1 protein-coding gene is annotated in these 1,843 nt (G+C 61.2%); it reads right to left on the bottom strand.

Translation table 11 applies throughout. The annotated features are described in order from the left end of the window. The coding region (locus I2D57_RS09790; RefSeq protein ID WP_195362345.1) for an ABC transporter ATP-binding protein at window positions 1–1,677 on the bottom strand (1,677 nt) is incomplete at its 3' end. Between the last annotated feature and the right edge of the window lie 166 nt (window positions 1,678–1,843).

Below are 1,843 nucleotides of genomic sequence, written 5' to 3'. Positions count from 1 at the left end.
CTCGTATGTATCGAGGTATTCCTGCTTGAGCGTCTGCGAGGACGACTCGGTCTTTTCCACGAGCGTGCCGGCCTCGATGAAGTAGAACGAGTCGGTGAGGTCTGCCAGGTCGTCGAGCAGATGGCTTGAAATGAGCACGCTGCGTCCCCGCGCCACCTCGCTGCGCATCGCGTCGCAGGAGGTTTTCCGTTTTCCCGGATCGAGGCCGTTCAGCGGTTCATCGAGGATGAGGTACGGGCAACCGGTCGCTATCGCCATGGCAAGCTTTACCTGCTGCTTCATTCCTGTCGAGAGTTTACGGGTCGGCTTGTCGAGATATGGGGAGATTCCGAGGGAGTTGCAGAGCGAGTCGATGTCGGCGGCCGATTTCCACGCCTCCCTAACGAAAGAGAGGTGCTCGCGGGCCGATAGCGTGGGGTAGAGATCCGCGCCGCCCGAAGAGCTCAGGTAGACGAGTTCTGCGAATTCGGCTGATCGACGTTGGTAGATTCCGTCTGCCGCCAGGCTTCCCGAGCGGATGCGGGTGGGAAATTGGCCCGACAGCGCTTCAAGAAGGGTGGTTTTCCCCGAGCCGTTGGGAGCGACGAGCCCCGCCGCCGTTCCCGGGCCCAAGGAAAGCGATCCGATCGAAAGTATCGTCGTGCTCCCGTATCCCACGCTCACGTCCAGGAGCTCAAGCCCATGGTGCTTTTTAGCGGGTCCAGCCTGTTTGGGCGAACGTGCCGCAACGGCGCCGACCGCGAAAAGGACCGCGACGTATACCAGGGCCACGGCAAGCATCGATGCGCCGCCCGAACCGGAGCCGATGAATTCTGTCGGGAAGCATCCCACGTAACCCGTTGCCTCGATAGGCGAGAACACGGCCAGCGGCAGGAGCTCGAGCGCGGCATTATGCCCCAGTGCCGAATCGGACAATAACGGGAATGCCGGGGCCGCGACAAGCAGCGCGGAGGTAAGGGGGCCCGCGAGGACGCGCCTCGTTGCGGTCGATAGGACGGCGGAGCAAACGGATATCAAGGTTCCGCCCGCAAGCAGCGCGAGAAGCAGGGCTGTGAAGACGTTTCCCGCGGTCGTGGTGGCAAGCGCGCCGTCATGGAAGAAGGCGATCGGGTACCCGATCTGCCCGAAGCCGTTTAGGGCCAAGGCGTAAATGCCCCCGGGTGCGAGGCCGGCGAGGAGCATCGCGGTCCCCGCGACGATTATCGAAAACACGATCTGGATAAGGCGCCGGAATTTGGGCGCGGGCGCCTTCGCCGCCAGGGTCCCGGGCCTTGTGGCCCCGAGCAGGAGTATCGACGAGAGAAGGAAGGGGATGAAGGGAAGGAAAGACGGCGCCGTGGCAATGGCGTAAGGCAGGAAGGAAAGGAATGGCAGGTCGTTTGCGGATGCCGGGATATCCGTGATGCCGGAGCTGCTCAGGGCACGGCAATATGCGAGCTCCGCGTCATTGGTCTCTCGGTCTCCCACGATGGACCCGGATTGGAAGCCTTCGTCCATGAGCGCGTAGTAGCTCTCGGCAGAATCGAGAAAGGCGGCGTCGGTTTGAGCGGCAAGGGCGGCGTTCGCGTATCTTGCAAGCTCCGCGTCGACTTGCTGCTCTGGAGATAGGTCTGTGCCGCTGGCCTGGGGCGCGCGCGTATTGAATGCGTCGACAAAGCTCTGCATGCCCTGTTTCATAAAGAAGGGCCCGTAGATGGGTGAATTGAACGCAATGGGGACGGAGAAGGCTGCGGCGAGAACGAGCGTACAAATCCATACGGCCCTGTCTCTTAGGATTAGTTTGAGAAGAAGTCGACAGTACATTTAGAAGCACCTACGTTCCTCAAAGCATCGTTAGATTAAT

This window comes from Collinsella aerofaciens (assembly GCF_015553355.1).
In the GTDB taxonomy this organism is placed as follows: domain Bacteria; phylum Actinomycetota; class Coriobacteriia; order Coriobacteriales; family Coriobacteriaceae; genus Collinsella; species Collinsella aerofaciens_V.
Note: the sequence above shows the minus strand (reverse complement) of the source record. Positions and strands in the feature narration are given on the sequence as shown.